The organism is Paraburkholderia dinghuensis, from assembly GCF_003837865.1.
Lineage (GTDB): Bacteria > Pseudomonadota > Gammaproteobacteria > Burkholderiales > Burkholderiaceae > Paraburkholderia > Paraburkholderia dinghuensis.
Genome location: NZ_RQIS01000017.1, coordinates 20450 through 46642, shown reverse-complemented (window position 1 = coordinate 46642; position 26193 = coordinate 20450). Strand labels below are relative to the sequence as shown.

At 64.1% G+C, this 26193-nt stretch carries 19 protein-coding genes and 1 pseudogene; 5 read left to right on the top strand and 15 right to left on the bottom strand.

From position 1 onward, the window contains the following. Positions 1-53: 53 nt before the first annotated feature. Together D1Y85_RS21130 and D1Y85_RS21125 are read right to left on the bottom strand one after the other, a co-directional pair. A complete protein-coding gene (locus D1Y85_RS21130) occupies positions 54-4754 on the bottom strand; it encodes a glutamate synthase-related protein (protein ID WP_124153020.1) in 4701 nt (1566 codons plus the stop codon). A gap of 582 nt (positions 4755-5336) precedes the next feature. After that, positions 5337-6026 (bottom strand): annotated as a pseudogene (locus tag D1Y85_RS21125) (transposase); the annotation flags it as partial. 183 nt (positions 6027-6209) lie between these two features. Between D1Y85_RS21125 and D1Y85_RS21120 the strand changes: the two are divergent. Next, positions 6210-6968, top strand: coding sequence for an OmpW/AlkL family protein (locus D1Y85_RS21120; RefSeq protein ID WP_124153019.1), 759 nt, complete (start codon positions 6210-6212; stop codon positions 6966-6968). Positions 6969-7304: 336 nt separating this feature from the next. Continuing rightward, positions 7305-7682 (top strand): ElaB/YgaM/YqjD family protein, encoded by a 378-nt coding sequence (locus tag D1Y85_RS21115; protein WP_124153018.1) that lies wholly within the window; start codon positions 7305-7307, stop codon positions 7680-7682. Positions 7683-7722: 40 nt separating this feature from the next. Here D1Y85_RS21115 and ugpQ read toward each other — a convergent pair whose 3' ends face one another. The 8 genes from ugpQ to pilM form a co-directional block, all read right to left on the bottom strand. After that, entirely contained in the window at positions 7723-8469 is a 747-nt protein-coding gene (ugpQ, locus tag D1Y85_RS21110; RefSeq protein WP_124153017.1) for a glycerophosphodiester phosphodiesterase, read from the bottom strand. Positions 8470-8503: 34 nt separating this feature from the next. Continuing rightward, positions 8504-9664, bottom strand: coding sequence for a deoxyguanosinetriphosphate triphosphohydrolase (locus D1Y85_RS21105; RefSeq protein WP_124153096.1), 1161 nt, complete (start codon positions 9662-9664; stop codon positions 8504-8506). A 72-nt stretch (positions 9665-9736) separates the two neighbouring features. Beyond that, complete coding sequence (gene aroB / locus D1Y85_RS21100) at positions 9737-10819, bottom strand: 3-dehydroquinate synthase (protein WP_124153094.1); 1083 nt, start codon at positions 10817-10819, stop codon at positions 9737-9739. Between the two features lie 25 nt (positions 10820-10844). Then, positions 10845-11351: a shikimate kinase gene (locus D1Y85_RS21095; protein ID WP_425466963.1), complete on the bottom strand. Its 507-nt coding sequence runs from the start codon at positions 11349-11351 to the stop codon at positions 10845-10847. Positions 11352-11473: 122 nt separating this feature from the next. Further along, positions 11474-13066, bottom strand: a complete 1593-nt coding sequence (locus D1Y85_RS21090; protein ID WP_425466962.1) for a type IV pilus secretin PilQ — start codon at positions 13064-13066, stop codon at positions 11474-11476. Between the two features lie 11 nt (positions 13067-13077). Further along, complete coding sequence (locus D1Y85_RS21085; RefSeq protein ID WP_124153016.1) at positions 13078-13941, bottom strand: hypothetical protein; 864 nt, start codon at positions 13939-13941, stop codon at positions 13078-13080. Then, positions 13938-14615 carry a fimbrial assembly protein gene (locus D1Y85_RS21080; protein WP_124153015.1) on the bottom strand — a complete coding sequence of 226 codons (678 nt, stop codon included), beginning with the start codon at positions 14613-14615 and terminating at the stop codon, positions 13938-13940. Before D1Y85_RS21080 ends, D1Y85_RS21085 begins: the two co-directional genes overlap by 4 nt. Further along, positions 14612-15610, bottom strand: coding sequence for a type IV pilus biogenesis protein PilM (gene pilM / locus D1Y85_RS21075; protein ID WP_124153014.1), 999 nt, complete (start codon positions 15608-15610; stop codon positions 14612-14614). Before pilM ends, D1Y85_RS21080 begins: the two co-directional genes overlap by 4 nt. A gap of 247 nt (positions 15611-15857) precedes the next feature. Between pilM and D1Y85_RS21070 the strand changes: the two genes are divergently transcribed. Then, complete coding sequence (locus tag D1Y85_RS21070) at positions 15858-18302, top strand: penicillin-binding protein 1A (protein WP_124153013.1); 2445 nt, start codon at positions 15858-15860, stop codon at positions 18300-18302. Between the two features lie 134 nt (positions 18303-18436). Here the strand turns inward: D1Y85_RS21070 and cyaY are convergent, their stop codons facing one another. Further along, positions 18437-18754, bottom strand: coding sequence for an iron donor protein CyaY (cyaY, locus tag D1Y85_RS21065; RefSeq protein WP_124153012.1), 318 nt, complete (start codon positions 18752-18754; stop codon positions 18437-18439). 35 nt (positions 18755-18789) lie between these two features. Here cyaY and lptM point away from each other — a divergent pair, with 35 nt between their 5' ends. Together lptM and lysA are read left to right on the top strand one after the other, a co-directional pair. Then, on the top strand, positions 18790-19122 hold the full coding sequence (gene lptM, locus D1Y85_RS21060; protein WP_124153011.1) for an LPS translocon maturation chaperone LptM: 333 nt from the start codon (positions 18790-18792) through the stop codon (positions 19120-19122). Positions 19123-19134: 12 nt separating this feature from the next. Continuing rightward, complete coding sequence (gene lysA, locus D1Y85_RS21055; RefSeq protein WP_124153010.1) at positions 19135-20403, top strand: diaminopimelate decarboxylase; 1269 nt, start codon at positions 19135-19137, stop codon at positions 20401-20403. Positions 20404-20634: 231 nt separating this feature from the next. Here lysA and msrQ read toward each other — a convergent pair whose 3' ends face one another. The 4 genes from msrQ to D1Y85_RS21035 form a co-directional block, all read right to left on the bottom strand. Then, on the bottom strand, positions 20635-21360 hold the full coding sequence (msrQ, locus tag D1Y85_RS21050; RefSeq protein ID WP_124153009.1) for a protein-methionine-sulfoxide reductase heme-binding subunit MsrQ: 726 nt from the start codon (positions 21358-21360) through the stop codon (positions 20635-20637). A gap of 26 nt (positions 21361-21386) precedes the next feature. Continuing rightward, positions 21387-22388: a protein-methionine-sulfoxide reductase catalytic subunit MsrP gene (gene msrP, locus D1Y85_RS21045; protein ID WP_124153008.1), complete on the bottom strand. Its 1002-nt coding sequence runs from the start codon at positions 22386-22388 to the stop codon at positions 21387-21389. Positions 22389-22595: 207 nt separating this feature from the next. Further along, the gene (gene ccsB, locus D1Y85_RS21040; RefSeq protein WP_124153007.1) at positions 22596-23834 is read right to left on the bottom strand and encodes a c-type cytochrome biogenesis protein CcsB; all 1239 of its coding nucleotides are present in this window, start codon (positions 23832-23834) and stop codon (positions 22596-22598) included. Between the two features lie 4 nt (positions 23835-23838). Continuing rightward, complete coding sequence (locus D1Y85_RS21035; RefSeq protein WP_124153006.1) at positions 23839-26088, bottom strand: cytochrome c biogenesis protein ResB; 2250 nt, start codon at positions 26086-26088, stop codon at positions 23839-23841. Between the last annotated feature and the right edge of the window lie 105 nt (positions 26089-26193).

Sequence of the window (26193 nt, the reverse complement as noted above, 5' to 3'; positions counted from 1 at the left end):
GCCCGCGCGGCGGACACGCCTTCGTCTATTCGTCTTCGCGGAAATCCGTCGAATCAGGCGGCCAGCACTTCCTGGCTTGCCTTCTTCGCGCCGATCTCGGTTAGTGCGCGCTTGTACTCCGTCGGGAATACCTTCACGAACTGGCGGCGCGACGCATCCCAGTTTTCGAGCAGCGCCTTCGCACGCGGCGAGCCGGTGAACTGGAAGTGGCGCTCGATGATGCCCTTGAGGAGCGCCTCGTCAGTCTCACCCGCGTGCCACAGCGCGCGGTCCACCGTGCGTTCCTGCTCGGCCTGCTGCAGCACCGGCTCCAGCGCGACCATCGAGCGGTTGCATTTGCCCGCGAACGTGCCGTCCGGGTCGTAGACGAACGCGATGCCGCCCGACATGCCGGCCGCGAAGTTACGGCCCGTTTCGCCGAGCACGACGACCGTGCCGCCCGTCATGTACTCGCAGCCGTGATCGCCGGTACCTTCGACAACCGCCGTCGCGCCCGAGTTACGCACGCAGAAGCGCTCGCCCGCAACGCCGCGCAGGTAGGCTTCGCCTTCGATCGCGCCGTACATCACCGTGTTGCCGCAGATGATGTTTTCTTCGGACTTGCCGCGGAAGTCATTCGTCGGACGGATGATGATGCGGCCGCCCGAGAGGCCCTTGCCGACGTAGTCGTTGCCGTCGCCGACGAGGTCCAGCGTGATGCCCTTCGCGAGGAACGCGCCGAAGCTCTGGCCCGCCGTGCCCTTCAACTGGATGTGGATCGCGTCGTCCTCGAGACCGTCGTGGCCGTACTTCTTCGCGACTACGCCCGACAGCATCGCACCGACCGTGCGGTTCACATTGCGCACCGGCTGGATGAACGAGACGTGCTCGCCGCTCTCGATTGCGGCCTTCGCCTTCTCGATGAGCGTGTGGTCGAGCGCGCGCTCGAGGCCGTGGTCCTGCGACTCGACGTGCAGACGCGCGACTTCGGCGCCCACTTGCGGCTGGTAGAACACGCGCGAGAAGTCGAGGCCCTTCGCCTTCCAGTGCTCGATGCCGCGACGCGTGTCGAGCAGATCCGCGCGGCCGACGAGATCGTCGAACTTGCGGATGCCGAGTTGCGCCATGATTTCGCGCACTTCTTCAGCGACGAAGAAGAAGTAGTTGACGACGTGCTCGGGCTGGCCCGTGAACTTCGCACGCAGCACCGGATCTTGCGTCGCAACGCCGACCGGGCACGTGTTCAGGTGGCACTTGCGCATCATGATGCAGCCTTCGACGACGAGCGGCGCCGTTGCGAAGCCGAACTCATCGGCGCCGAGCAGCGCGCCGATCACGACGTCGCGGCCCGTCTTCATCTGGCCGTCGGCCTGCACGCGGATCCGGCCGCGCAGGCGGTTCAGCACGAGCGTCTGCTGGGTTTCGGCGAGGCCGAGTTCCCACGGCGTGCCAGCGTGCTTGAGCGACGAGAGCGGCGACGCGCCCGTGCCGCCGTCATGGCCGGCGATCACGACGTGATCGGCCTTCGCCTTCGCGACACCTGCTGCGACCGTACCGACGCCCGCCTCCGACACCAGCTTCACCGAAACCGACGACGACGGGTTCACGTTCTTCAGATCGTGAATCAGTTGTGCGAGGTCTTCGATCGAGTAGATGTCGTGGTGCGGCGGCGGCGAAATGAGGCCGACACCCGGCACCGAGCAACGCAGCTTGCCGATGTACTCGGATACCTTGTGACCCGGCAGCTGGCCGCCTTCACCCGGCTTCGCGCCCTGCGCCATCTTGATCTGGATCTGGTCCGCCGACGCGAGGTACTCGGCCGTGACGCCGAAGCGGCCCGACGCGACCTGCTTGATCTTCGAGCGCAGCGAATCGCCATCCTTCAGCGGGATGTCCGTCACAACCTCACTGCCGATCACGGAGCGCAGCGTCTCGCCGTTCTTGATCGGAATGCCGCGCAGCTCGTTGCGGTACCGCTTGTCGTCTTCGCCGCCCTCACCCGTGTTCGACTTGCCGCCGATGCGGTTCATCGCGATGGCGAGCGTGGCGTGTGCCTCGGTCGAGATCGAGCCGAGCGACATCGCACCGGTGGCGAAACGCTTGACAATCTCCTTCACCGGCTCGACGTCGTCGATCGAGATCGCGCGCGTCGGATCGAGGCGGAACTCGAACAGACCGCGGAACGTCATGTGACGCTTCGTCTGGTCGTTGATGAGGTGCGCGTATTCCTTGTACGTCTGGTATGAGTTGCTGCGTGTCGAGTGCTGGAGCTTGGCGATCGCATCCGGCGTCCACATGTGCTCTTCGCCGCGCACGCGCCAGGCGTACTCACCGCCCGCGTCGAGCGCGTTCGCGAGAACCGGGTTGTCGCCGAACGCATCGCGGTGCATCCGGATCGCTTCTTCCGCAACGTCGAACAGACCGATGCCGCCGACCTTCGAACCCGTGCCCTTGAAGTACTTCTCGATGAGGTCTTCCCCGAGGCCGACCGCTTCGAAAATCTGCGCACCCGTGTACGACATGTACGTCGAGATGCCCATCTTCGACATGACCTTCTGCAGGCCCTTGCCGACCGCCTTCGTGAAGTTGTAGACGGCCTTCTCGGCGGAGAGGTCGCCCTTCAGGCCGCTTGCCATCTGCGCGAGCGTTTCCATCGCGAGGTACGGGTGAACGGCTTCGGCGCCGTAGCCCGCGAGCAGCGCGAAGTGGTGCGTCTCACGCGCCGAGCCCGTTTCGACGACGAGACCCGTGCTCGTGCGCAGGCCTTGCGACACGAGGTGCGAGTGAATCGCCGACGTGGCGAGCAGCGCCGGAATCGCGACGTTGTCGCGGTCCGCGCGGCGGTCCGAGACGATCAGGATGTTGTAGCCCAACTTGACCGCATCGACAGCTTCCGCGCACAGCGACGCGAGACGCGCTTCGATGCCTTCCTTGCCCCAGGCCACCGGATAGCAGATGTTCAGTTCGTAGGAGCTGAACTTGCCACCCGTGTACTGCTCGATCGCGCGGATCTTCGCGATGTCCTTGAAGTCGAGCACCGGCTGCGACACTTCGAGACGCATCGGCGGGTTGATGTTGTTGGTGTCGAGCAGGTTCGGCTTCGGGCCGATGAACGACACGAGCGACATCACCATGTTCTCGCGGATCGAGTCGATCGGCGGGTTCGTGACCTGCGCGAAAAGCTGCTTGAAGTAGTTGTAGAGCGTCTTGTTCCTGTTGGACATGACCGCCAGCGGCGAGTCGTTGCCCATCGAACCGACGGCTTCCTCACCGGCCATCGCCATCGGCGCCATCAGGAACTTGAGGTCTTCCTGCGTATAGCCGAACGCCTGCTGACGGTCGAGCAGTGCTGCCGCTTCGGTGCGCGCGGCCGCGACGTCTTCCGCCTTCGGCTCGATCTCGTCGAGCTTGATACGCACGGCGTCGATCCAGCTCTTGTACGGCTTGGCGTTGGCGAGGTTGTCCTTCAGTTCCTTGTCGTCGATGATGCGGCCGTGTTCCATGTCGATCAGGAACATCTTGCCCGGCTGCAGACGCCACTTCTTGACGATCTTCGACTCGGGGATCGGCAGCGTGCCCGCTTCCGACGCCATGATCACGAGGTCGTCGTCGGTGACGATGTAGCGCGCCGGACGCAGGCCGTTACGGTCGAGCGTCGCACCGATCTGGCGGCCGTCCGTGAAAGCGATTGCGGCGGGGCCGTCCCACGGCTCCATCATCGCGGCGTGATATTCGTAGAACGCCTTGCGGTTCTCGTCCATCAGCGTGTGCTGTTCCCACGCTTCCGGAATCATCATCATTACCGCGTGGACGAGCGGATAGCCTGCCATCACGAGCAGTTCGAGGCAGTTGTCGAACGAAGCCGTATCCGACTGGCCCGGATAGATCAGCGGCCAGAGCTTCGGCAGGTCGTCGCCGAGGACGTGCGAGGCAATCGCGCCGGTACGGGCGTTCAGCCAGTTCACGTTGCCCTTCACGGTGTTGATTTCACCGTTGTGGGCGATCATGCGGTACGGGTGAGCCAGTTCCCACGCCGGGAACGTGTTCGTCGAGAAACGCTGGTGCACGAGCGCGAGCGCAGAGACAACGCGCTCGTCTTGCAGGTCGCGGTAGTACACGCCGACCTGTCCCGCCAGCAGCAGGCCCTTGTAGACGACCGTGCGGGCCGACATCGACGGCACGAAGTATTCCTTGCCGTGCTTGAGCTTGAGCGCCTGGATGCGGTGGCTCGCGGTCTTGCGGATCACGTAGAGCTTGCGTTCGAGCGCGTCCGTGACCATCACGTCCTTGCCGCGGCCGATGAAGATCTGGCGGATCAGCGGCTCGCTCTTCTTCACCGTGGGCGAGATCGGCATGGCATGGTCGACCGGCACATCGCGCCAGCCGAGCACGACCTGGCCTTCGGCGCGCACCGTGCGTTCGAGTTCCTGTTCGCAGGCGAGACGCGAAGCATGTTCCTTAGGCAGGAAGATCATGCCGACGCCGTATTCGCCGTTCGGCGGCAGCGTCACGCCTTGCTTGGCCATCTCCTCGCGATAGAACGCGTCCGGAATCTGGATCAGGATGCCCGCACCGTCGCCCATGAGCGGATCGGCGCCGACGGCGCCCCGGTGATCGAGGTTCTCCAGAATCTTCAGGCCTTGCTGAATGATTTCGTGGCTCTTCTTGCCCTTGATGTGGGCAACGAAGCCGACGCCACAGGCGTCGTGTTCGTTTTGCGGGTCATAGAGACCTTGCGCGGCGGGCACCGCGGCGCGCTGCTGGTGATCGTTCATAGGGACACCGTCCAAGAATGGCCAATGGGTGGCCGTTGATTCTGTCTTTTACTTTCCGCCGCTTGTGTGACCGCTGTACGGCGTTGTGCAGGCGATGCGAGCTTCCTGCGTCATGCGCCGAGGAGAGCCGAAAGGCGAATATACGCGACGAATCAATGGCATGCAAATAAAACCTCATGATTGAACCCCATTTATCATGATGTTGCATTCGCATATATTTTTAATGGGGTCATATCAATTCAGAACAAAAAGAAACGGCATCCGGGGATGCCGCCTCTTCACCTAACTCATTGATATTAAAACCAATCAATGGGTGCCAGTGCCGGGCTTGCGATCCTCATGAGTCGAAGGCGAACCCGTTGCCGGACCACTATCGGGTCTGGCCGCTCCCGTCGATGAACTGCCCGGACCGTCCGGATGTGCACCTGAATGTCCTCCCGGATGCCCCCCTGCCTGGCCTGCGGCATGCCCACCTGGCGTACCCGCACCAGACCCCGGCGAATCAGTCTGTTGATGAGACCCCATTTCATGGCCGGATGCCGATGCGGTACCGCCTGGCGTTGTACCGGCCGCCACCGGCGCCTCACGCACCTTGCGCGGCCGACCGCGCGGCAGCGGCGACACACGCCGGTTCGCCGTGCGCGACGCCCAGTCGCGCCAGGTCTCGCTGCCGAGCACCCAGCCCTTGAGGGTCGCCTGCATCAGTTGCGTGGTTTCGCGTTCGTCGAGCGGCTGCTCGCACAGTTCGCGATAGACCCGCTGACGCTCGAACGGCGTATTGCCAAGCGCCCAGTAAAGCTGGTGGTCCGTGATGAGACTGTCGACGGTGAGCCCGATGTGATGCCGGTAGCTCGACCAGCGATAGTCCTCGGGCGCCGCGACGAGATGGTTACGCACCGGCGCCAGTTCGACGACGCGACTCGCCAGCAGAAAAAAGCGCTCACCCTCGATTACCGTGGCGCGGTAGCGGCCCTCCCACAACGTGCCGCGCCTGGCATATCGCCGGTTGAAGTGCGCCACGTAGCGCCGGCCGACCGCCTGCATTGCCTTGGGCAGGCTCGATTCGTCGGACGGAGTGGCGAGCAGTTGCACCGCGCCGGGCATCAATACCCACGCATGAACCGCCAGATGATGATCGCGCGCCGCAGCCTTCAGGCAATCGATGAAAAGCTCGTAATCCTGGTCATCGACGAACGCGGGCTGCTGGTCGAGCCCACGAAGGATCACGTGCTGCGGCTGATCAGGAACATAAAGACGTGCAAGCCGTGCCATGCTCGATTTTCCATTAGTCCGTTGGTGAATACCCGCAGACCCGCCAGGCCGCACCGGCGCTCATTGCGCAGGGAAGCGGCTTCGGCGGAAACCCGGCGGTGCTTAGGGAGAAGCCTCTAACCGTCCCATATAGTCTGATGGAAGCCTTTTGTTCATAATGAGCGGGCCCTTAATGGAGGAGATATGAAACTAAAACAGGCGCTGGCAGGTATCGCCGCGCTCGCCAGTCTTTCGGCAGCACATGCACAATCAGCCAACACGTTCTACGTAACAACCGGGTGGTTCCACTTCGCACCGCAGGACAGCAGCGACCCCCTCAAAATTGACAGCGTTGGCGGCGCCTCGGTCGGCGCACCCGTTCCCGGCACCGGCGCTGGCATCAGCTCCGCCGACACGGTCGGCGTGAGCCTCGGCTACTTCATTACCGACAACATCGCCGCTGAAGCCGAACTCGGAATTCCGCCGAAATTCAACCTCAATGGTTCAGGCACGCTCTCCCCGCTCGGCAAGATCGGCGAGGCGACACTCTGGGCTCCGGCACTGCTGCTCAAGTACTACTTCAACAAGCCCGACTCGAAGTTCCGCCCGTATGTTGGCCTCGGCGCCACCTACACCTGGTTTACGGGCGCCAGGATCACGAACCAGAGTTTGACTCAAGGGATCGGGAACATCGCTCTTGGTGGCGCCAACGTAGGGACTCAAACTAGCGTTTCGACAACCAGTTCCCTGGCACCGGTGTTTAACGTAGGCTTCAACTACAACTTCACGAAGCACTGGTTCGCGGGGTTCTCGCTGTCTTACATTCCGGTCAGCGTTACCGCGACGCTCAACACCAGCACTGTCAACCTCGGCACCGGCACCCCGGGCCCCAACGTCAAATCCGAAGCCAAGATCCACCTGAACCCGATCGTGACCTACCTCAAGGTCGGTTACGCGTTCTAAGCACTGCTTCGGCAGCCGCTTCCTCCGCCAGCCCTTCGCCCCCGCTTTCGCGGCACCCGGCGGAGGGTGGCGTCTCCAGCCTCCCATCGGTTTTCTCGCAATCGCGCAAGCGTTTTACTGATTCTATGCCTCTGAGAAAAACCGTGCTGTCCCCGTAATCATCCCCGTCACGCGAAACGCTGGAAAGCCCCGTCCTACAGGCACTTGCGGCAATGCGCCGTGAGCACGCAAACGCGTCGGGTAACGGAATTGCGCAATACTGCGAATCCAGCCGTCCGTTTTTATCCACGGGCGACGCATGCCATTGACCTGGCGTTTTCAACGACGGAGAGAGTCATGAGCGCATTCCCTAATACGCGAGACGCTGTCGAAAAGTCGTGGGGTACGACGGGCCGTCGCGCACGCCGCATCGCGCGCCGCAGTCGCAATGCGGCGGCCGACATTGCCGACGAACTGCGCGACCTGCTCGCCGAACTCGAAACAACCCTTGGCGCAGGCACGCAGGCCGACGCCACCGCGCTACGAGAGGACATTCGCAAACGACTCGACGTAGCGAGCGAGCGCCTGGACGCGTTGCGGGCCGCGGCCCGTGAACAGGCGGATGTAGCCTTTGCCAGTGCCGACGACTACGTGCGTCAGAATCCGTGGCAGGCAATCGCCATCGTCGGTGGTTTGGCGTTGATCGCGGGCGCACTGATAGCGCGCTACCGCTAGGGCGACTGGCGGCACGTCACCATCACTGGCCGCCCACGATTCATACGTCGAGCGCGTGTGGTCCAATCAGGTCGATACGGTCAGTGCAGATCGTATCGACACCCCAGCGCACGAGGCATCGCGCGCGTTCAAGGTCGTTCACCGTATACGCAAGGATGTGCAGACCCGCGGCTTTGATGCGCGCGACGAGCCCTTCATCCAGATGACGATCGCTTGCGTGCAGAGAGACGCAACCGAGATCCGCGGTTTGTTCCGGCCAATCGCCAGGCACGCGCTCGAACAGCAGGCCGCGCGGCAGGTCAGGCGCAGCATCGCGCGCGGCCGCGAGTGCCTCGAAGGAAAACGACGACAAAAGCGGCGGTGGCGTTGCGTCCGACCACAGCCGCGCCGCCTCGCGCGCGACGAGGCGGCCCGTCTCAACCTCCCGTTGCGGGCACGGCTTGATCTCCACGTTCGCCGCTAGTCCAGCCTCGCGACAGCAGGCGGCCACCAGGGCCAGCGTCGGCATCCGCTCGCCGGCGAAGACAGCATCGCGCCAACTCCCAGCGTCAAGCGACGACATTTCGTCGTAGCGCAGGCGCGCCGCCGCGCCGTGCCCGTTCGACGTGCGATCAACCGTATCGTCGTGCAGGAGGAACGCGATGTTGTCCGCGGACAGCTTCGCGTCGAACTCGACCATCTTGTGCCCGAGGCGCGCCCCGGCACGCATCGCCGCGAGCGTGTTCTCCGGCGCGAGCGTGCCGCCGCCACGGTGCGCGCAGACGCGCGGATACGGCCAGGATTTCATCGGATGCGCTCCAGGGCTTTCGAGTCGGACAGCATCAAACCTCGTCTGCGACGACAAAGAGACGCCGATACTCCTTCAGTGCGTACCGGTCGGTCATGCCGGCGATGTAATGTGCGATCAGACGCGGCTGCGATTCGGAATCGGGCGACTGGTAGTCGGGCGGCAGGAGGCGCGGGTCGTCTGAAAACGCGTCGAAGAGGCCCTTCACCACGCGCTGCGCCTTGTTCGCCATGCGCATCACGCGATAGTGCCGGTACAGATTTGCGTACAGGAAGCGCTTGAGCGCCACCGCCTGCGCCGCGACGCCCTCGCTGTGGGCCACGATCTGCGGTGCGGCCCGCACCTCGTCGAGAGAGCGCGGCGCGTGTCTGGCCAGGTTTCGGCTCGTCTCTTCGATGAGATCGACGATCAACGTGTTGATGATGCGCCGCACGGTTTCGTGGATCAGGCGGCGTCCTTCGATCTGCGGAAATTCACCGCGCGCTGCGTCGTAGTGCGTCATCCAGAGCTCGACTTCCGCGAGTTGCTCGATGGTGAGCAGGCCCGAGCGCAGACCGTCGTCGACATCGTGATTGTTGTAGGCGATTTCATCGGCGATGTTGGCGATTTGCGCCTCGATCGACGGCTGGCGTCCCAGCAGGAAGCGCTCACCGAGATCGCCTAGCCGCCGCGCATTTTCGCGCGAACAGTGCTTGAGAATGCCCTCGCGCGTCTCGAAGCACAGGTTCAGCCCGTCGAACGCGCCGTAGTGCTCTTCCAGCTCGTCGACCACCGCGAGGCTTTGCAGGTTGTGCTCGAAGCCGCCGTGGCCACGCATGCATTCGTTTAGTGCGTCCTGTCCCGCATGGCCGAACGGGGTATGTCCGAGGTCGTGTGCGAGTGAAATCGCCTCGACGAGATCCTCGTTCACGCGCAGGTTGCGCGCGACCGAACGTGCGATCTGCGCGACTTCGATGCTGTGGGTGAGCCGCGTGCGAAACAGATCGCCCTCGTGGTTCACGAACACCTGAGTTTTGTATTCGAGCCGACGAAACGCCGTGGAATGAACGATGCGATCGCGGTCGCGCTGGAACTCACTCCGAGCCGCGGGTGGCAGTTCGGGGTAGCGCCGTCCGCGTGAGAGCGACGCGTGTGCCGCATAGGGCGCGAGGCCCGCCTCTAGCATGGCGGTCCGCGACGCGCTCGCGCCGCCCATCGTGCCGGTTGAAGTGTCGTTGCAGGTGTCGCTCACCGGTGTCTCCGCGATGGTGTGTGGGTCGGGCGGCGCTCAGTCCTTCGTCGTGGCGGCGAGCGTGGCAGCAACGGCCTCGTCCGGCGCACGGGTGATGAGCGTTTCGCCGAACCGTTTCAGCAGGATGAACTTGATTGCACCACCCTCGGCCTTCTTGTCGACCTGCATCAGTTCGACGTAGCGTTCGGCGCCAAGAGCGGGCCCGCAAACAGGCAGCCGCGCCGCTTCGATCACGCGCACGAGGCGCGCGCGCGAAGCCTCGTCCAGATGACCGAGCCGCACCGACAGATCCGCCGCCATCACCATGCCGCAGCCGACGCCTTCACCATGCAGCCACTCGCCGTAGCCGAGGCCTGCTTCGATCGCGTGGCCGAACGTGTGACCGAAATTGAGAATCGCGCGCAGACCACCTTCGCGCTCATCGGCGGCGACCACCGAGGCCTTGATCTCGCACGAGCGCTTGACCGCGTGGATGAGTGCCTGTGAATCGCAGTGGTTTAACGCGTTGACGTTGGCTTCGATCCAGTCGAAGAATTCCGCATCGGCGATTGCGCCCGTCTTGATCACCTCGGCAATACCTGCCGCCAGCTCGCGCGCCGGCAGCGTGCGCAGTGTGGCGATATCGGCGATTACGGCCTGCGGCTGGTAAAACGCGCCGATCATGTTCTTGCCGAGCGGGTGATTGATCCCCGTCTTGCCGCCCACAGACGAATCCACCTGCGAAAGCAGCGTGGTCGGCACCTGGATGAATGGCACGCCGCGCATGTAGCAGGCGGCGGCGAACCCGGTCATGTCGCCCGTCACACCACCGCCGAGGGCGATCAGCGTGGTCTTGCGGTCGGCGCGAGAAGCGAGAAGCCCGTCGAAGATCTGGTTCAGCGTTTCCCAGTTCTTGTACACCTCGCCGTCCGGCAACACGACGGTGTGGACATCCTTGCCGAGCGGTGCGAGCGCGTTGCGCAGCGTCTCGCCGTAGAGCGGATCGACGACGGTATTCGTGACGATCGTCACCGACTTGCCGGCGATATGCGGCGCGTAGATCGCGGTCTGGCCGATCAGGCCGGCGCCGATGTGGATGGGGTAGGCACGGTCGCCCAGTTCGACGTTGACGGTAATCATGCTAGCCATTATGACTGACGCGCCCTCAGCGCGCGGGGGTTCGGACGATGCCGGCGACATCGAGCTGCATCAGCACCATGTTGACGAGCCCGTTGACAGACGGACGGCCCGTCTCGACCACGAAGTCGGCAATCTCGCGATAGAGCGGATCGCGGATCTCGTAGAGCGATTCGAGACGCGCCTTCGGGTCTTCGGTCTGCAACAGTGGACGATTCTTGTCGCGCCGCGTGCGCAACCACAGGTCATGCGGATTGGCGCGCAGGTAAACAACGAAACCGCGCTCCTTGAGCGCCGCACGATTCTCGGGCCGCAGCACCGCGCCGCCACCCGTCGCGAGAACGATACCCTCGCGGGCGGTCAGTTCGTCGATCACCTGGACTTCGCGCTCGCGAAAGCCCGATTCGCCTTCCAGTTCGAAAATCACCGGGATGCGTGCGCCCGTGCGCGCCTCGATCTCGTGGTCAGAGTCGAAAAACGGACGCTCCAGCCGGCGCGCAACCGCCCGGCCCACGGTCGTCTTGCCGGCGCCCATGAGCCCTACGAAAAAAACATTGGCGTTAGCGTCCTGCACTTGCAGCGTTTCCTCGGTTTGGTTGGTGTCGCAGCTTACTGGTAAAGCGGTAGCGTTGTCGAGCCTGTCGCCAGCAATTGGGGTCAATTCGCACCAATAACGCGCGGTGTAATGAACACCACTAGTTCGCTGCGATTGTCGCGACGCGCACGATGCGAAAAGAGCTCGCCCAGTATCGGTATTTTGCCAAGGAGCGGCACACGAGTCACATCGTCCCGGTCATCGGTGGCATCGATCCCACCGATTGACACCGTGCCGCCGTCCTCAATCTCGACGCGCGTCTGCACGTGTTTCGTGTTGATCGCGGGCCCACCGGCTGTCTGCTCACCGACGCTGTCCTTGGCGACGTCGAGGTCGAGGATGACACGACCGTCGGGGGTAATCTGCGGTTCGACTTCCAGTTTCAGGGTCGCGCGACGGAACTGCACGCCCGAGACGCCCTGCTCAACCTTGGCCTGATAGGGCAGTTCGGTCCCCTGTTCGACCACGGCACGCGTGCGATCGGCGGTCACGACACGCGGACTCGACACAATGCGCCCGCGGCCCTCCGCTTCGAGCGCACTCAACTGGATATCGAGCATGCGCGTGGCACGTGCAGCGAGCAGCGACAGGCCGACTTGCGCCGCGTCAAAACCCGAAAGCGGACCCGCGGAAAGATCATAGACCGTGCCCTCCTTCCCACCCTGTACGCCGCGTGCCGTGCCGTCCGTGTTGGTTGGCGTCACGCCAAGGCGCACGCCCAGTTCACGCGACAAACCCTGGTCGCCCTCGACAATGCGTGCTTCGATCAGCACCTGACGCGCAGGCGCGTCCAGCATCACGATCAGATCGGCGATCTGGTCCAGACGCGCGGGCAGGTCGGTGACGAAAAGCAAGTTCGTGCGTGCGTCGGCGACCGCCGCGCCGCGCTTCGACAACGCGCGTTGCGTACCGGAACCCGTCAAGAGACGCCGGATTTCTTCGGCGCGCGCGTAGTGCAGTTCGAACGCGCGGCTCGCCAGAGGCTCAAGTTCCGCGGCCCGGGCGTGAGCCTCGTAGCGCTGTCGATCTCGCGCGGCAAGCTCAGCGGCGGGCGCGACCCAGATCACGCTACCGGCACGCTCCATCGCGAGGCCGTTCACCTGCAGCAGCAGATCGAACGCAGTACGCCATGGCACGCGGTCGAGCCGCAGCGTCACCTGACCGCGCACGCGCTCGCTCGCGACGATGTTCAGCTTCGTAAATGCCGCGAACGTGTGCAGCACAGCGGAAAGCTCCGCGTGCTGGAAGTTAAGCGAAATTGGGCGGTCGGGCGGAAGCCCGTCAACGTTCGACCGGGAATCGCCGAGCCGCTGCGGCGCGGGTAGTGGCACAGGCGGGCCCTCGAGCGGCTCTGCCGCCGAACCAGCGACAACGCCCGCATTCTGCGCCGTCGCGCGTGGTGTTTCTGGCGATACCCCCGGCGACTCAGGTGTCTCGTCCGTCTGGGTGGCGGGCCGGTCGATGCCGCCACCTTCCTGCGAAAACGGATTCGCCGCCCATCCACGAGGCGCGTCTGAATCGGCCGACGCAGGCAGCGGCGGGACCTCGTGGCGTGCGATCAATTGCGCATCCAGTCCCAGTGTCGGCAGCGGCGGAGGGACGGCAGACATCACGTTGCCAGCGAACAGAACGCCGTGAAGCATCAGCACCATCATGCAAACAGTCTTCACTTCGCCTCCTCGGCCCAGGTCAAGATCTGACTTTTCCCACCCTCGGTGAAAACCACACGCGATGGCAGCACCTGCTCGACGCGCACGCCCCCGAACACCTGCCCAGCCCGCACCGCTTGAGTACCCGATGCCGACTCGACAAGCGCCACGATGCTCGCACGGTCCTGCAGCACACCGGTTAGCCGCAGCGCACCCTTGCCCGAGCCGTCGGTAGCGCTGCTTGTGAAGGGATCGGTCGCAACGCCATTCCGGTCGCCGCTAGTGGCGTCGAGTTGTATCGGCGGCAGACCATCGAATACCTGCACGGTCGCCGCAATCGACAGACCCTCACCTTCACGCTTGATCGTGAGGTCGCCCGGCAGGACAAGTACTGGCTGCGTCGCTAATCCGGCGAGAAACGCGCGCAATTGCGCAAAGCTTCCTTGAGCGGCGAATTTCATCGACCGGAAAGCCTCCGCTCCAGCGCCCCCCGGAGCCGAAGGCTCCAGCGTCACCAGGGTCAGCCCGGCAGTCGATGTCAGTTCGGACACGAGCCGCACATCATCGGCGGCCGTGCTTTCGCGCGAGCCGCGCGGCACACCCGACACCGCCTGCCTGATCGCCGGCAAGCGGGCAACGACACGTTGCGCGTCGGCGAGCTTGTGTTCGGTGTCGTCCAGTTCTGTTCGCGCCGTCCGCACGCCCAGAAGGTCCGCCTCAACGATGACAACGCCTGCGCTTAAAGCCGCGATCACAGCGATCACTGCAGCAACACCCGAACGGCGCCGTACGCTCCACGCGTGCAAACGCATCCAGTCGCGCAGCCACCCGCTGCCCGGGCGTGCCGTCAGACCCTCGTGCATCATCAGCGCGTCGCTCATTCTGGATTCCTCACTTCCTCACGCGGCCCGCCCTTGGCCGAAGTCGCAGGAACCGGCGTGGCCTGCCAGACAAGTCGAGCGATCAAACGGATAGGCTCGCTGATGCTCGCGCGTTCCTTCGAGTTCCCGCCCCGAACCGCGCGCTTCAACTCGCGAACGCTCACCGTCTCCACATCCGGCACGGCGCGCAGTCGTCCGAGCCATTCGGCCGTCGCGGTCTCATTGGCCACTGCAGCCTGCAGCTCGGTTTCGTAGCCGTGCTGCACGATCTGTTGCAGCGCCACGCCTGGCGTTCCCGCGCTTGCCAGCCTGTCGAGCAGCGCAAGCGTGCGTGTCAGGGGCTTTCCGCGCTGCTGGGCCAGTTGTACAGCACTGCGCTGCGCTGTGACTGCGCCGATCAGCCGTTGCGCTTCGGCGAACGGCACCCGCAACTGCGCCGCCGACGCCTCCACGGCGAGACGCCGCGCATCGAAACGACCGCGCTCCCACGCTTGCCAACCCGCCAGCGGAGTTGCACAGGCGCATCCCACCAGCGCCGCAGCGCCCCACTCGACCACACGACGACGACGCTGCCGCTGCATCTCCCGCGGCCGCCACGGCAGCAGATTGAAGCCGTCCACCTTGTGCGGCCGCCGGTCTCGCTTCATCGCCGGCGCCGTGGTGTCGAGCCTCATTCGCTCACCCCACGCAACGCAAGGCCAAATGCCACCGCACACGAAGGGTCGTGCGACAAAAGCAGCGGAAGCGGCCGGTCGGGGTCGGCAAGCGTGGCGCATTCGAATGGCAAGACCGGGCAGCCGAGCGCGTCGCCGACGTCGGCAAGCGTGAAATGCACGCCGCGCAACATGCTGATGTCGCCAGCCACAAGTGCGCTGCCCGGCTGCTCGCCACGCACGAGATCACGCAGCGCTTCCACGAGGTCGGCATATTCCAGCGCGGGAAAGCGCATCTCGCGCGCGATCGTGTCGTCGGACAAGGTCCAGCCGCGGATGCCCTCCGCACCGATCCAGAGCGCTACATACGGCTCGTGAGGTGACAATTCGAACGCGGCGGCATGGCGCATCGCACGCAACGCCGCGTGCGCTTCGTCGTCCACGGCACACAAGGTAATCCCCGCCATTGCCGCGCATTCGACGCGCGCTTCGAGATGCACGCGCGCCGTAGCGGCGATCGTCACCTGCGTCGTGCCCTCGATCTGGCGGGGCGAAACGCCGCCCGGCGGCGTCACGCACCAGTCGACGGCAAGCTCTTGCCGCTCGACGCCCGCCACGCGCTCGGCTTCCGCCAGAACGAGGGGTTCGAGTTCGACGTAAATCCTCGACTCGTCAACGCCGCACGCTGCCGGCGCGAGCCGCGCAAGCGGCAGCGTCGCGACGAGCGTCGCGCTCGTCGGCAACGCCATCGCGCAGCGCATCGCCGCGCCTGCGCAGTCGCGCGGCAGTTCACCGAACAGGCCGCGCAGCGACTCAACGACCGCCGCTCGGTCGATGATCTCGACACCGGACACTGCCTCCCGTGACATTGGCGCGCTCGCCAACCACTCCACGCGCACGGGTGCAGCGCCGAACAGACGCCGGCTCAACACCACCAGCGTGATTCCGCGCGCTGCAACATCGATACCTGCAGCAAAACGGCGCGTCCCCAACAACATCGGCTTCACGAGGCCCATCGAACTCCCTCTCTTGCATCGCGCGCCACGAACCATTCGGACGCCTGCGGTGAGAGGAATTGTGCAAATCCGCGGCTTGCACGAATACTCGGCCAAATGGCCAATCTTCGAGTTGTCCGCTGTTCACGCGCGAAGGCCGCGTCTAAAGTGCAGATAAGCGCCCGCCGCGTCCCAGCCGGCCACAGTAAGCATCTCGAAAGAAAAGTGGCGGGCTCGCTATAATGCGGGATCGTTTTCCGGTGTTCGTATGCAAGATAGCCCGTCTCCGTCGTCCGTTCCGCCCCCCGCCCCGCAAGCGCCCCAAAGGCGCCGGCGCCCGTGGTGGGCGCGGCTCCTCATCGGCTTCGTCGGCCTGCTCGTGGGAGGCGCAGTCTGTGGGGCGCTAGTGCTCGGCTACGCGCTGATTGTTGCGACACCTAATTTGCCGTCGCTCGAGGCGCTCACCGAATATCGGCCCAAGGTTCCGCTGCGCATCTACACGCGCGACCACGTGCTGATCGGTGAATTCGGCGAAGAGCGACGCAACGTCGTCCATCTCAAAGACATGCCGGACAACCTCAAGAACGCCGTGCTGGCAATCGAGGACGCACGTTTTTACGATCACGGCGGCGTGGACCTTGCCGGCATCGCGCGCGCGAGCCTGGTAGCGCTCACCAACGGCCACGCCACACAGGGCGCGAGCACGATCACGATGCAGGTCGCGCGCAATTTCTTTCTGTCGAGCGAGAAGACCTACACACGCAAGGTCTACGAAATGCTGCTCGCCTACAAGATCGAGTCGAAGCTCTCGAAGGACCAGATCCTCGAGGTCTACATGAACCAGATCTACCTCGGGCAGCGCGCGTACGGCTTCGCGAGTGCGGCACGCGTCTATTTCGGCAAGGACGTGAAAGACCTCACGCTCGCCGAATGTGCAATGCTCGCCGGACTGCCGAAGGCGCCGTCTGCGTTCAACCCGGTGGTCAATCCGAAACGGGCGAAGGTGCGTCAGGCGTACATCCTTGAGCGCATGCGCGACCTCGGCTTCATTACGCAATCGCAGTACGACGTGGCCGTGAAGCAGCCGCTCGTCGTGAAGGGCGTGGGCAAGGAATTCAGCGTCCACGCGGAATATGTCGCCGAAATCGTACGGCAGATGATGTATGCGCAGTATCACGAGGAGGCCTATACGCGTGGGCTGAACGTCGTGACGACCATCGATTCGGCCGATCAGGACGTCGCATATCGCGCGCTGCGCAAAGGTCTGATGGATTACGAGCGGCGCCACGGCTATCGCGGTCCCGAAGCGTTCATCGAACTGCCCGCGGACGCCGACGAGCGTGAACAGGCCATCGACGACGCCCTGCTCGAACACCCCGACAACGGTGAACTCGTCGCGGCGGTCGTCACGTCCGCGAATCCGAAAGAGGTACAAGCTACGTTGATCGACGGCAACGTCGTAACCATTCGCGGCGACGGCCTGCGCTTCGCGCAATTTGCACTCGGAACGCGCGCTCAACCGAACCAGCGTATCCGGCCAGGCGCGATCATCCGGCTTGCGCGCAACAACGCGGACGACTGGTCGATCACACAGTTGCCGCAGATCGAAGGCGCATTCGTTTCGGTCGTGCCCCAGGACGGGGCGATCCGTGCACTCGTCGGCGGATTCGACTTCAACAAGAACAAGTTCAACCACGTCACGCAGGCGTGGCGTCAGCCGGGGTCGAGCTTCAAGCCGTTCATTTATTCGGCATCGCTCGACAAGGGACTCGGGCCCGCTACCGTCATCAATGACGCGCCGCTCTTCTTCAGCGCGGCCGAAACCGGTGGCCAGGCGTGGGAGCCGAAGAACTACGGCGGCGGATTCGACGGTCCGATGACGATGCGCACCGCGCTGCAAAAGTCAAAAAACCTCGTGTCGATCCGCATCCTGAACCACATCGGCACGAAGTACGCGCAGCAATACATCACGCGCTTCGGCTTCGACGCCGAGCGCCATCCGGCCTATCTGCCGATGGCGCTCGGCGCGGGGCAGGTCACGCCGCTGCAGATGGCGGCAGGCTATTCGGTCTTTGCCAACGGTGGCTATCGCATCAATCCGTATCTGATCGCCGAAGTCACCGACCAGCGCGGCGTCATAGTCGCGCAAGCACAGCCGCTGGTCGCACAGAAGAATGCGCCGCGAGCAATTGATCCACGCAACGCGTACATCATGAACAGTCTCCTGCAGAGCGTCGCGCAGCACGGCACGGGCGCGAAGTCGAACGTCCTCAAGCGCACCGACCTCTCAGGCAAGACCGGCACGACCAACGATTCGCACGATGCATGGTTCGCGGGCTACCAGCACACGCTCGTGGCAATCACATGGATCGGCTATGACAATCCGCGCAGCCTCGGCGACAAGGAAACAGGCGGCGGGCTCGCGCTGCCGGTCTGGATCGACTACATGGCCCGTGCGCTCGACGGCGTGCCGACTTACCGGATGCCGATGCCTGATGGCGTCGTCACGCTCGGCGAAGAGTTGTACTACGCCGATCTCACGCCGGGACACGGGTTCGTGTCGACGGTGGGAATCAGTCAGGCTGCGATCGAGGCGGAAGCGAGCGGTACACAGGGTGAGACCGGCGCCGACGACGCCACTGGGACGCCTGCGCCCGAGCACGTCAACGCGAAGGAGAAGGAAGACATCATGAACCTGTTCCGCGGGCACTGAACGGGTTATCGGCCGATGGGCCGTGCGTGGTTCGCTCAGGGCTCAAGCGCGTCATCAGTGATGTAAAGCCACGCCGTATGACGCGCACCGCAGCACGAGCGCAAATCAGGGCCGATAAAGGGTCGATCAGCGAATCAGGGCGCGAAGCTGACCGGCTCGCCCGCCTGCTCAGTCGCGTAGGCCGACAGCGCCGAAAAGAACTCTGTGCCCGTTCGCGTATCGAGCCACTCGCCGCCCTGGAAACGGTAATGAAAACCACCCTCCTTTGCCGCGATCCAGATCTCGCGCATCGGCGGCTGCAGGTTCACGATGATCTTCGTGCGGTTCTCGAATTCGAGTGTCAGAACATTGCCGCTACGTTCGAGTTCGATATCGGCGTCGGCCTCGTCTACGGCGCGCTCCACCGCGGCCAGCACGGCTTCCGCCCTGCTCAGGTAGTCACTGTCGGTCATGCTAAACTCCACCGGTTATTCATTCAGGGACAATTATGCGTGTCATTTTCAGGATGCGCGCAGCGGCGCCCGGCGCAATTCTAGCCGCTTCGGCGATGTTTGCTGTGGTCGCCCTTGCTGGCTGCGGGCAGCGTGGTCCGCTCTACATGCCCACCGTGCCACCGCTCCCGGCAAAACCTGGTTTCGAAACACAGGACACCGGAGCATCGGCGCACGCAGCGGCAAAGGGTGCGTCCGACGTGGACGCAGGGTCGGTTCCCGACACGTCCGGCAAGCCGCTTTCGCTGTCTCCTGACACTGAACTCAGCACGACACCGACGGCGCCGGCAAGTCCGCAACCGGCCTCCGGCGCCAAGCCAACCCCATAAGACGTTCGCCGCATGACTCAACCCGCCCAACCCGCTTTCCATCGCATCGACGGCACGCTGTACGCCGAAGGCGTCAGTGCCGCCGATCTCGCTGCGCAGTTCGGCACGCCGCTCTACGTGTATTCGCGTTCGGCGCTCACCGCTGCCTGGCATGCCTACGCCGACGCATGCGTCGGCCGCCGCGCGTCGGTTCACGTCGCGGTCAAGGCAAACAGCAACCTCGCCGTGCTGAATCTGTTCGCCCGCCTCGGCGCAGGGTTCGACATCGTGTCGGGCGGCGAACTCGCCCGCGTGCTCGCCGCGGGCGGTAGGGCAGAGAACGTCGTCTTCTCGGGCGTTGGCAAGACCGCCGACGAAATGCGCGTTGCGCTCGAAGCCGGCGTGAAGTGCTTCAACGTCGAGTCGATTCCTGAACTCGACCGCCTGAACGCCGTCGCGGGCGCGCTCGGCAAGAAGGCGCCGGTCTCGCTTCGCGTGAACCCCGATGTCGACGCGAAAACGCACCCTTACATCTCCACGGGACTGAAGGCGAACAAGTTCGGCGTCGCATTCGACGACGCGCGCGCTACGTATCGCACTGCCGCGTCCCTGCCGCATCTCGCGGTGGTCGGCATCGACTGCCATATCGGCTCACAGATCACCGAAGTCGCGCCGTACCTCGACGCCATCGACAAGCTGCTCGAACTCGTCGACCAGATCGAGTCGGACGGCGTGAAGATCCGTCACATCGACGTCGGCGGCGGCCTCGGCATCCGTTACGACGACGAGACGCCGCCCGAGATCGGCGCATTCGTGCGCACGGTGCTCGACCGTATCGAGGCGCACGGCGGGCAGCGCGAGGTGTTCTTCGAACCGGGTCGCTCGCTCGTGGGCAATGCGGGCATGCTGCTCACGCGCGTCGAGTTCCTGAAGCCGGGTGCAGAGAAGAACTTCGCGATCGTCGACGCCGCGATGAACGACCTCGCGCGTCCCGCGATGTACGAGGCGTATCACGCGATCGAACCGGTGGTCGAGCGCAGCACGCCCGCGCAGACTTACGATGTGGTCGGTCCGGTGTGCGAAAGCGGCGACTGGCTGGGCCGCGGTCGTACGCTCGCGATCGAGCCAGGCGACCTGCTGGCGATCCGCTCGGCGGGTGCTTATGGCTTCGTGATGAGCTCGAACTACAACACGCGCACGCGTGCGGCCGAGGTCATGGTCGATGACACGCGCGTCCACGTCGCGCGCGCACGCGAGACCATCGCGCAGTTGCTGGCAGGCGAGCAAGTGCTACCGGATTGAAGCGGGCGTGCTTTGCATGGGGCCGGAATAAGCGCTAAGTCTGGTCGACAGCTCTGCATGGGACCAGACTAAGCGCTAAAGCGCTAAGTCTGGTCGACAGCTCTGCATGGGACCAGACTAAGCGCTAAAGCGCTAAGTCTGGTCGACACGCGACACCACGAAAAAAGCGACACTTCTTTCGAAGTGTCGCTTTTTTTATTGCACAACTGACCGTCACGGAATAAACGCGATCTACGTCGTGTGCGCCCCCGCACGCGCCTCGTACCGCGCAAGCAGCCACGCACCAACCCGCCAGCCCAGCAGCACGATCATGATCGCGGCGTAGAGCTTCGGCTGCGCGAGGTCGTGCTTGCCGGCCCTCATCCACCAGAAGTGCAGGATCGCGAGCGCACCGATCGCATAAACGAGGCGATGCAGCGTCTGCCAACGGCGCCCGAGGCGGCGCACCATCGCGCGCGTCGAGGTCGCGGCGAGCGGGATCAACAACACGAACGCCGTAAATCCGATCGTGATGAACGGCCGCTTGCCGACATCCTTGAACATCGCCACGACGTCGAACCACTTGTCGAACCAGATGTATGTGGTGAAGTGAAGCGTCGCGTAGAAGAACGCGTAAAGCCCGAGCATGCGGCGAAAGCGGATCAACGCGTTCCATCCGGTGAGCTTGCGCAGCGGCGTGACGGCGAGCGTGATACACAGGAACACGAGCGTCCAGAGTCCGGTTGAGCGCGTGATGAATTCGATCGGATTCGCGCCGATCTGCCCGGTCACGCCAAAAAAGATGAGGCGCGCGAGCGGATACAACGCCGCGACGAATACAGCGCCCTTCGCCCACGGCAGCCAGCGCGGCCCAGCCACCACTGCCTTCGCCGTGCCGCGGCTCTTCGCAGCACGTGCCGCGCCTGCGCCTGAACTCGCGGCGCGCGGCGCGGCGCTGGATGTCGTCGTCGTTTCCATCGGTTGCTCCATCGCAGCCTCGCGCGCTAGTAATTCTTTCGCAGATCCATGCCCTGATACATCGAAGCGACCAGGTCACCGTAGCCATTGAACATCAGCGTCTTGCGCTTCGGCGTGAAGAAGCCGTCCTCGCCGATGCGCCGCTCCGTCGCCTGGCTCCAGCGTGGGTGATCGACGGTCGGATTCACGTTCGAGTAAAAACCGTATTCGTTCGACGCGTAGGTGTTCCAGCTTGTCGGCGGCTGCGCCTCGACGAAGCGGATCTTCACAATCGATTTCGCGCTCTTGAAGCCGTACTTCCACGGCACGATCACGCGCACGGGCGCGCCATTCTGGTTCGGCAGTACCTGGCCGTATAGACCCACCGTCAGCAGCGTCAGCGGATTCATCGCCTCGTCCATGCGCAAGCCTTCGGAGTACGGCCAGTCGAGGATCGGCTGCGCGAGACCCGGCATCTGCGATGGGTCGGCGAGCGTGATGAACTGCACGTAGCGCGCGTTGCCGGTGGGCTGCGCGCGGCGGATCAGTTCGGAAAGCGGAATGCCGATCCACGGCATCACCATCGACCAGCCCTCCACGCAGCGGTGCCGGTAGACACGCTCTTCGAGCGGCGCGAGCTTGAGGATGTCGTCGATATCGTAGACCTTCGGGTTCTTCACCTCGCCCTCGACACTCACCCGCCACGGACGCGGCCGCAGCGTATGGGCGTTCTCGGCGGGATCGCCCTTGTCGGTGCCGAACTCGTAGAAGTTGTTGTACGTGGTGATGTCCTTGAACGACGTCACTTTGTCGAGCGCGACAAACTTTGCGTCGGTTTTCGCACTGAGCCGCTGTGCTTTGGGATCCGGCGACGAATACTCGGCCAGCGCACGCGTCGCACCGAGCGTGCCGCCAATGCCGCCGAGCGCCAGCGCCCCCGCCGCCTGCAGCACACGTCGACGCTGCTCGAAGATCCGCTGGGGCGTGATCTCGCTCGCGGGGATGTCGTCACCGTTGAGGAGGATCCGGCTGCTGCGTTTCGTCCACATGATGCTGCTCCGTTCCTGGCCGATTCAACGCCGTTGATGGGAATACGAATTGGACCTGCTTCGGCTGCGCCGCGTTCGGGCGGCATCCACGGTGACCCGGGGCCTTACCGGAACAAACACGCACGGCGCGCGAATCTTCCCTCGGGACGAAAAAAAACCGCCGGTGCGAAGCATCCGACGGTTAGTTCGTCCTGCAGGCCCGGAAAGTTACAGCTTGCCGTAACTATGCAGACCGGAAAGGAACATGTTCACGCCAAGGAAGGCGAAGGTCGTGACGAGCAGACCCGTAAGCGCCCACCACGCGGCGACGTTGCCGCGCAGCCCCTTCATGAGCCGCATGTGCAGCCAAGCCGCGTAGTTGAGCCACACGATCAGCGCCCAGGTTTCCTTCGGGTCCCAGCTCCAGTAGCCACCCCAGGCCTGCGCGGCCCACAGCGCGCCGAGGATAGTCGCGATCGTGAAGAACGCGAAGCCGACGGCGATCGACTTGTACATGAGGTCGTCGAGCACATCGAGTGCGGGGAGGCGATCCGCCAGCATGCCGCGCTCTTTCATGATGTACGCGACGCCGACCATCGCCGACAGCGCAAAGCTGCCGTAGCCGATGAAGTTCGCCGGAACGTGGATCTTCATCCACCAGCTCTGCAGCGCGGGCACGAGCGGCTGGATCTGCTGGGCGTCGCGCGCAATCGAGTACCACATGAGGAAGCCGACCGCCGCGCTGATCACGAGCAGCACGAACGCGCCGAGCTGGCGCGTGTTGTAGTGCTTTTCGTAATACAGATAGAAGAGTGCGGTGATGAGGCTGAACAGCACGAACACTTCGTAGAGGTTCGAGATGGGAATGTGGCCGACATCCACGCCGATCAGGTACGACTCGTACCAGCGCACCATCAGGCCGACGAAGCCCATCACCACCGCTGCCCATGTGAGCCGAGTGCCGATCATGCCGCCCGTCGCCGAACGCGAGAGCAGGCCGATCCAGTAGAAGAGCGTCGCGAGCACGAAGAGCGCGCTCATCCAGAGAATCGCGGACTGGCTCGACAGCAGGAACTTGAGGAAAAAGGCTGAATCGGCGCGCGCGAGGTCGCCCTGGTAGATCTGGATCGCGCCGACCGAAAGCACCGCGATCGCGGCCATCAGGAGGCGCGCCGGCTTCCAGCGCCAGCCGAGCACGACGAGCGCTGGCACAGTGCCGCCCAGCACCAGCTTGTCGTAGTAGTTCATGTGCGCGTGATAGCGCGAGAACGCGAAGCCCGCACCCGCCACCAGCGCTAGCGCAAACAGCCAGTCGACCAGCGTCAGTCGCCGCAGAAACGGCCGCTCGTCGAAGAACGCGTCTGGATGAAGATCGTGTGCGACCGACGCGTCGCGCGCGCCGCTCGCATGTGCCGCGCTGCCCGTACGCCGGGCGTTCGCGGAAGAGGAGGCCTGAGTCAAGTCCATGAGCTTACTGGTGATGATCGTGAGGTTCCGTGGAGCGCGGCGCGCGGTCCGACCCGCTTTCGTCGCTCGTGCGTCCGTCACCGCCGTGTTCTGCGGGGCGGGGCGCCACGCCCAGCGTGCGGCCTGCCGCGTCGCGGGTGCGGGCAAACTCCTTTTCGAAGTCGAGGGTCCGGCGTGCAGTCGACATCGCCATGATCACGTCCACGCCGTGACCGTTCCTGTCCTTGATCCAGAACCACAGCCGCCGCTCGCGAACGTAGAACATCGCGAAGATGCCAAGCACGAGCAGCAGGCTGCCAAGATACACGACTTTCGTGCCAGGCGCGCGCGTCAGCTGAAATACCGAAGCTTGCACCTGCTTGAACGAATCGAGTTGCAGATAGACAGGCGCGCCGTAGAGGAAGCTGTCCGAAACGGCGTTGATCGAATCCTGCACGAAGCGTGCCGACGCGGCATCGGGCGTCAGAGCCGGCTCACCGGCGCGCTCGCGCGCGAGTTGCCACAGATCCCACGTCGCACCTTCCAGCATGCGCAGCAGGAGGCCGCCAGCCTTCTCCTGCTGATCCTTCGGTACCGACTGGTCAATGAACGCCGCCACGGCCTGGAACCCACCCGCGCCCTGCGCACCGGGAGCCTTCGTGTCCGGACGAACGTCGCCCGCAAATAGCGTCATCACACGCAGCGCGCTCTCTTCCAGATGCTGCTGAAGCTCCTTGTTCGACGCCGGAACCGAGCGCACCGCAAAGCGATGCGCCGCCTCGGCGCGCAGCGCGGGGTCTGCGTAGGCCGCGCGCAGCATCATCCATTCCTTCATCGTGCCGCCGCTGTCGGCCGGAATGCGCAGGTAGCGGAACGGCGCACCGGGATCGTCGCGCATGCCCGCAAGGAACACCCGCGCGCCGCCTACGTCGACGGGCACCATGTAGTTGTTGTACTCGCGCGCCTGGCCGTCCTTATCGCGCACCTTGTATTGCACCGACGGCCCGACGTTATGCAGATCGACCGGCTTCGAGCTCTTCGCGCCCGAGCCGAGGCGCTCGTCGAGCGCCTCCTTCAGCGAGCCATGCGCGACGCCACGTACGTCATTCGCACCGCTACCGTTCGAGATGTTCTCGACGTTGATTGCGCGGAAATCGGCGAATTCGATGGTCTGCCCATCGACGCCCGGCACCGACTGACCCGCGGGAAGCGCAAGCGGCGTGGCGTTACCGATCGTGCCGCCAAACGGGAAGCTCCTGGCACTCGCGCCAGCCATGGGCCAGGCGGTCATCTGCATCTGCGAGCCGCCGTCCTGGAAGCTCGACTGGTAAATCGACACGCCGTCGTACTCGAACGGCTTATTCACCTCGATGCGCGCCGGAATCCGCTGCCCCGTCTTGTGGTCGATCACGACGATGTCGCTCGCGAAGAGCTTGGGCATGCCGGTCGAGTAGTAATCGACGATGAACTTGTTCAGCTGGATCGAGAACGGCAGATCCTGGATCAGCGAGCCGTCTGCCTGATTCAGGATGGCTGTCGAGACAAACTGTCCCTCGGGCACCCACGCGTAGCCGCGGAACGTCGGATTCGACGTGGACAGGCGATGCTCAGGTCCAATGTCGTTAATGACGGCGTTGGTACGGACCGGCGTCTTGTCGAAGAGCCACATCTGGAATTTGATCGGCAGATTGCTGTCGAGCAGCCCGCCGATGCAGATCACCACGATCGCCAGGTGCGCGAAGATGTAGCCGATTTTCGTGAGCGCGCCACGCTTCGCGGCGATGAGCGTCGCGCCATCGGACTCGCGCGTGACGAACCGGTAGCCGAGACGCCCGGCCAATTTTCCGAGCGCTGCGACGGTGTCTGCCCGCGTGGCGCCATCAAGCGCGAATTCGCCCTTGTGATGGAACGCGCGCAGGCTGCCTTCGCGGACCTTGTCCTTCCAGCTCCGCATGTCGGCGATCATCTTCGGCGCGTTCCGGATCACGCACAGCGAGATCGACACGACGAGAAAACCGAGGATCGTCATGAACCACCAGGCGCTGTACACCGTATAGATGCTCAGCGACCGGAAGATGTCGGCCCAGAACGGGCCGAACTGGTTGACGTAGTTAGGATACGGGTCATCCTGCGTGAGCACGGTGCCGATGATGCTCGCGATCGCAAGCACAACGAGGAGCGCAATGGCAAAACGCATCGAACTGATCAGTTCGACGGCGCTCCTGAGCGCCTTGCGGCGTACGCTCAACTCCAGACCCGACGTGGTGACACTCATTCCAACTCCACTTCAAACTGCGATTCAAACTTCACCGGGCAGCAAAAAAGGGTGCCAGGCCTCCGCTGATGCGCGGCGCCCTCACCCTTTTTGTGTTTTCGACCG